Source organism: Kitasatospora sp. NPDC059146 (assembly GCF_042786665.1).
Classification (GTDB): domain Bacteria; phylum Actinomycetota; class Actinomycetes; order Streptomycetales; family Streptomycetaceae; genus Kitasatospora.
This window is the reverse complement of sequence record NZ_JBHZCY010000237.1, coordinates 1-5,594: the sequence shown is the minus strand read 5'-3', so window position 1 is coordinate 5,594 and position 5,594 is coordinate 1. Positions and strand designations below refer to the sequence as shown.

Here is a 5,594-nt window from a genome sequence, read left to right as displayed (position 1 = left end):
GTACGTCCAGTACGAGGCCGACTCGGGCGCACGCCCAGCCGGGCGCCCAACGCCGCGCGCTGATCTGCCAAGATCCGCCGGACAGGCCCTAGCGGCCGACGTACTTCGGCTTCTCCTTGGCGATGAAGGCGCGCACCGCGATCCGGTGGTCCTCGCTCTCCCCGGCCAGGGTCTGGAGTTCGTCCTCCTTGTCGAGCAGCTCGTCCAGCGAGTGCGAGGCGCCGTACGCCAGCGACTCCTTGACGGCGCCGTAGGCCACCGTCGGGCCCTCGGCCAGCTCGCGGGCGAAGACCCGTGCGGTGGCGGCGAGTTCGTCGCCCGGCACGACCTTGGTGGCCAGGCCCAGCTCCATCGCCTCGGCGGCCTTGACCGTGCGGGGCAGCATCAGCAGCTCGGTGGCCTTGGCGTGCCCGACCAGCCGGGGCAGCGTCCAGGACGCGCCGGAGTCGGCGGTCAGGGCGATCCCGGCGAAGGCGGTGTTGAAGCCGGCCCGGTCGGACAGGATCCGGAAGTCGCAGGCGAAGGCGAGCGAGGCGCCCGCGCCGGCCGCCACCCCGCCGACCGCGGCGACGGTCGGCTTGCGCATCCCGGCCAGCGCGCGGGTCAGCGGGTTGTAGTGCTCGGCGACGGTCCGCAGCGCGCCCTCGCCGGTCTCCTCGAAGCGCTTGAGCAGCGCCAGGTGCTCGTTCAGGTCCTGCCCGACGCAGAAGGCCCGCTCGCCCGCGCCGGTGAGCAGCACCGCGCGCACGGCCGGGTCCCCGGCGGCCTCGGTCACGGCGTCGCGCAGCGCGACCTTGGTGGCCACGTCCAGGGCGTTCATCGCCTCCGGGCGGTTGATGGTGATGACGGCGAGGCCGCCGTCCAGCTCGTAGAGCACGGAATCGGACATGGGTGAGGGCTCCCTCGACGATCGTCACGCGGGTGGTCGTGCCAGGATGCCGGAGCGGAGGGCGGACTGGGGAGTGTGAGGTATCGCACCTTCCGGTGCCGTCACCACCGCCGCCACGCCGGGGCTTTTGGTGCCGATTGCGGTGGTTGCTGCCGGTCCGGCCGTGGTTGCACCGAGAGTGATGTTGGTCATCAGGCCGTGGCATGCGGGATAATGGCTTCCGATCAATGCGTTCGATACCGGCGGTGGACGGACTGCCGGTGCGTAGCTGAGCGGTTGCAGGAAGGGGAACGAGCATGGCGGCCATGAAGCCGCGGACGGGTGACGGCCCGCTCGAAGTCACCAAAGAGGGGCGGGGCATCATCATGCGCGTTCCGCTCGAAGGCGGCGGACGTCTCGTGGTGGAGCTCACGCCTGACGAGGCCGACGCCCTGGGCGAGGCCCTGAAGAAGGCCTGCGGCTGACCGCAGCGCTCGCCGTCTCCTGGAGACGTACCGCCGGGCCCGGGCACGACGTCATGTCGGCCCGGGCCCGTGCGTTCTCCGGGGGCGGGGGCCCGGCGCCGTACGGCCGCTAGCGCTTCACGGCGCAGAGCAGCCCGTCCGAGACCGGCAGCAGCGCGGGCAGCAGGGCGTCGCTCTCCCGCACGTCCCGCACCAGGTCGCGCACCGCGCCGGTCTGCGGGTCCTGGTGGTCCGGCTCGGCGAGCCGGCCCTCCTGGAAGACCCCCTCGAAGCAGACCATCCCGCCCGGCCGCAGCAGCCGCAGCGACTCCAGCAGGTACTCCCGCGACTCGGCCGGGTCGCCGTCGCAGAACACCAGGTCGTACTGGCCGTCGGCGAGCCGGGGCAGCACCTCCAGGGCCCGGCCCGGTATGAACCGCGAGCGGTTGGCCGCGAACCCGGCCGCCTGGTAGGCCTCGCGGGCCAGTTGCTGGCGCACCGGCTCCGAGTCGACCGTGGTGAGCACGCCGTCCGGCCGCATCCCGCGCAGCAGGTAGACGCCGGAGACGCCGGTGCCGGTGCCGATCTCGGCCACCGCCTTGGCGTCCAGGGCGGCGGCCAGCAGCCGCAGGCAGGCCCCGCCGCTCGGCCCGATGGCCCGTATGCCGGTCCGCGCGGACTGGGCCCGGGCGTAGGTCAGCACGGCGTCCTCGCCCACGTAGGTGTCGGCGAGGGCCGCGCGCGCGGGCCCGAACTCGCTGATGGCTGCCTCTTTCGGAGCCCCGGGTGGCGGCCCGGTGCCGGAGCATGTCGATATTTCCTGCCACAGATTACTGGCCGGGCGGGAACCGCGTACGGCGGTGGGCCGTTGTCACTGACGACCGGGTGCGCAAGACCTCCCGGACACTTTTATCCGGGCTTGACGGGTGAGGTGGATATGGTGGTGGCCCTGCTGGGCAGAAGAGCCGACCGAGGAGGTGTGGCCGAGGGCGACGTCCCTGTGCGGCGGCACTCCCGCGGCACCGCGTCGGCCCGTACGCCGAAGCCCGTGATGAACCAGCCTGCGCACTCCGACCTGGACCAGCCCGCCGCCGCCACGCCGGCCGCCGGTACCGCCGAGGCCCCTGTCCTCGCGACCTTCGCCGAGGGTCCCGACTCGCAGAGCTGGACTCCGCCCACGTGGGAGGAGATCGTCGAGGCGCACAGCGCCCGCGTCTACCGCCTCGCGTACCGGCTGACGGGCAACCAGCACGACGCCGAGGACCTCACCCAGGAGGTCTTCGTCCGGGTGTTCCGTTCGTTGTCGACCTACACCCCCGGCACCTTCGAGGGCTGGCTGCACCGGATCACCACCAACCTGTTCCTGGACATGGTCCGCCGCCGCCAGCGCATCCGCTTCGACGCGCTCGGCGAGGACGCGGCCGAGCGGCTCGCCTCCCGCGAGCCCAGCCCGGCCCAGCACTTCAGCGACACCCACTTCGACGCCGACGTGCAGCAGGCCCTGGACACCCTTGCGCCGGAGTTCCGCGCCGCCGTGGTGCTCTGCGACATCGAGGGCCTCTCCTACGAGGAGATCGCCGCCACCCTGGGCGTCAAGCTCGGCACCGTCCGCAGCCGCATCCACCGCGGCCGCTCCCACCTGCGCGCCGCCCTCAAGCACCGCGCCCCCGGCTCGGCCCCGGGCCGCGAGCGCCGCGGCGGCTCGGAGGAGCCGGTGCCGGTCGGCGTCGCCGCCGAGGTCGCGACGGCGCCGGGTGGGCGCGGACGGAGGCGATCGTGAGCGGAACCGGCTGGTCCGGCCAGGACCGTTCGGATGCGTCCGACCGGTCCTCGGCCCGGCGGAGCTGGGCCCTTCCGGGCCGCCGCGGCGCCGCGGACCCGGTGGGCGGTGACCTCGGGGACCCTCTGCTGCCGACCGTCCCGCTGCCCGCCGACACGGCGCTGCGCGCGCTGCCCGTACGGCCCGCCGAGCCCGCGGCCGAGGAGCACCACCTGGGTGACCGGCTGTCCGCCTTCCTCGACGGCGAACTCGGCCACGACTCCCGCGAGCGGGTCCTGGCCCACCTGGCCACCTGTCCGCAGTGCAAGGCCGAGGCCGACGAGGGCCGGTCCGTCAAGCACCTGCTGACCCGCACCGACACCCCCGCCCCCTCCTCCGCGCTGATGGCCCGGCTGATGGCCGTCGGCAGCCTCCCCGAGGACGCCCCGGCGGACGCCGGCCGACTCCGCGGCCGGGACGACGACGACCTCCCCGGTGGCGGCGTGAACGCCACCGGGACGCTCGGCGGCAGCCGGCTGACCGGCGGCTCCTTCGGCCGCGGCGCCGGTGCCTCCTTCGGCGCGGGCGCGCTCGGCGCCGACGCCCCGCTGCCCGGGTTCGACCCGCGCGCCTTCGGCCGCGGCTCGATGCTGCGACCGCTCATCGGCCGGCGCAGCGGCCGTCCGGAGGCCGTCGCCCGCCCCGACCGCACCGCCGCCCGCCCGCAGCCCGCAGCGGCCGTCCTGCGGCCCTCCGCGGCCCGCGGCCGCCGCCTGGTGTTCGCCGCCGCGGGCGCCTTCTCGGTCGCCGCGGTGACGCTCGGCGGCGTCGGCGGGCTCACCCAGGGCGAGGAGCAGCACGGCACCACGGTGAGCCCGGTGGGCGGCACCAGCGGCCGGAGCGGCTACGTCCCGATGAACGCGCAGGTCCCGGTGGACTTCCCGGGCCGCCCGGTGGCCGCCACCCGCGACCCGGAGCCGTCCTCCTCCCCGGAGCGCTACCCGGGCAACATCGCCGCCCTGCGCCAGCAGACCCGTTAGGCCCTGTCCGGCCGATCTTGCCGGGCCCCCGGCCACCGGCTGGTCTTTACCACGGCTTCATCCCGTCGTGGACCAGGGACTCGCCGGTGGCCATTACCCTGTAGGAACGTCGTCCGATGAGCTAGGGAGCCCAGGTGTTCACCGATGTAGGCGGGCTGAAGCTGCTGACCCTGGCCGTACTGGCGATCGTCGTCTTCGGCCCGGACAAGCTGCCGAAGCTGATCCAGGACACCATGGGCTTCATCCGGAAGGTCCGTTCCTTCGCCGACACCGCGAAGGAGGACATCCGCAGCGAGCTGGGGCCCGATTTCAAGGACTTCGAGTTCGAGGACCTCAACCCCAAGACCTTCGTCCGCAAGCAGCTGATGGGCGACCAGCAGGACCCGCTGGGCCTCAAGGACATGAAGGAGTCGCTCGACATCCGCTCCGTCCTGGACGACAAGCCGGCCGCGCCGGTGAACGGCCGGACGGGCAGCGTGAGTTTCGAGAAGGCCGCGGCGCCCGCCTCCGCCGGCGCCCCGCTGCAGCCCGGCGAGCGGCCCCCGTTCGACCCCGACGCCACCTGATCCGGGCCGGCCGTCCGCGGCCCGGGGCGCGTCCGACAATTCCCGCCGGCCCGCCCGGCTGAGCGGGGCCCCGGCGTGCGCGCCGCTATTGTGCTGATTGTTCCCGTTGAGCCGTCCGTCACATCCGCGCCCGCGCGGACCAGGAACGGCCCCCGGGAACGCCGAGGTACGCCACCATGGGAGCGCGCCACGGCAGGCACACGTGCGTTGAGGAGGCCCGGGGATGGACGCGACGAGTCAGGCGGGAGGGGCGACGGTCACGGCCGGCGGCCCGGTGGTCGGCGGGCAGGCCGGTCCGGCGGACCCGCTGGTGCCCTACCTGTCCGCCGACTTCCCCTGGTACGGCCTGGACGAGGGCTGGACCGGCCGCCGCTTCCTGATGCAGGCCGGCGCCGGCGGCCCCCGCGGCGGGGCGGCCGGCGGCGTCGACTACGGCACCCTCGGCCACGGCGACGAGCCGGCCAAGCAGTTCGAGCCGCGTGATGTGCGCAAGTTCGCCGTGGTGGTCACCGTGGCCCGCCGGGACAGCCGCCGCAGCGCCGACAACACCGGCACGCTGGAGGCGACGTCCGCCTCCTCGGCGGCCTGGCTGGCCGGCTCCGGCCTGCTCGCCGCGACCTGGCCCGGCCAGCTGGACCGCGCGCTGCGCCAGGACTGGCTGGACCAGCAGAGCAACCTGGCCTGGGACCTCGCCGACGACCTGGCCGGGCCCGGCTGGTCGACCCTGAGCCTGCCGGTCAACGGCCTGCCGCAGCCCTTCCGCTACCGGGAGTCCGAGTACGGCTGGGTGCTGGCGGGCGAGGCCCCCGGTGTGCTGCTCGGCGCCTTCGGCCGGGGCGTCAGCGCCTACGGCGTCGGTTTCGCCACCGTCCCCGACCTGGGCGGCTACGCCCGGCC

Annotated in this window: 7 protein-coding genes; 5 read left to right on the top strand and 2 right to left on the bottom strand. The window is 74.5% G+C overall.

The annotated features are described in order from the left end of the window. Positions 1–88: 88 nt before the first annotated feature. Entirely contained in the window at positions 89–889 is an 801-nt protein-coding gene (locus ACFXPX_RS43340; RefSeq protein ID WP_380409383.1) for an enoyl-CoA hydratase-related protein, read from the bottom strand. Positions 890–1,185: 296 nt separating this feature from the next. Between ACFXPX_RS43340 and ACFXPX_RS43335 the strand changes: the two genes are divergently transcribed. Next, positions 1,186–1,353 (top strand): DUF3117 domain-containing protein, encoded by a 168-nt coding sequence (locus ACFXPX_RS43335; protein ID WP_014137929.1) that lies wholly within the window; start codon positions 1,186–1,188, stop codon positions 1,351–1,353. Positions 1,354–1,462: 109 nt separating this feature from the next. Here the strand turns inward: ACFXPX_RS43335 and ACFXPX_RS43330 are convergent, their stop codons facing one another. After that, the gene (locus ACFXPX_RS43330) at positions 1,463–2,095 is read right to left on the bottom strand and encodes an O-methyltransferase (RefSeq protein WP_380409399.1); all 633 of its coding nucleotides are present in this window, start codon (positions 2,093–2,095) and stop codon (positions 1,463–1,465) included. A 288-nt stretch (positions 2,096–2,383) separates the two neighbouring features. On the opposite strand from ACFXPX_RS43330, the gene sigE reads away from it, so the two are divergent. The 4 genes from sigE to ACFXPX_RS43310 all read left to right on the top strand — a co-directional run. Further along, positions 2,384–3,112, top strand: coding sequence for an RNA polymerase sigma factor SigE (gene sigE, locus ACFXPX_RS43325; RefSeq protein WP_375884886.1), 729 nt, complete (start codon positions 2,384–2,386; stop codon positions 3,110–3,112). Continuing rightward, a complete protein-coding gene (locus tag ACFXPX_RS43320) occupies positions 3,109–4,131 on the top strand; it encodes an anti-sigma factor family protein (protein ID WP_380645063.1) in 1,023 nt (340 codons plus the stop codon). The genes sigE and ACFXPX_RS43320 overlap by 4 nt, the downstream gene beginning before the upstream one ends. Before the next feature lie 134 nt (positions 4,132–4,265). Next, positions 4,266–4,697 (top strand): sec-independent translocase, encoded by a 432-nt coding sequence (locus ACFXPX_RS43315; protein ID WP_380409387.1) that lies wholly within the window; start codon positions 4,266–4,268, stop codon positions 4,695–4,697. 223 nt (positions 4,698–4,920) lie between these two features. Further along, positions 4,921–5,594: hypothetical protein (locus tag ACFXPX_RS43310; RefSeq protein ID WP_375884793.1), on the top strand; the 674-nt coding region annotated here is incomplete at its 3' end.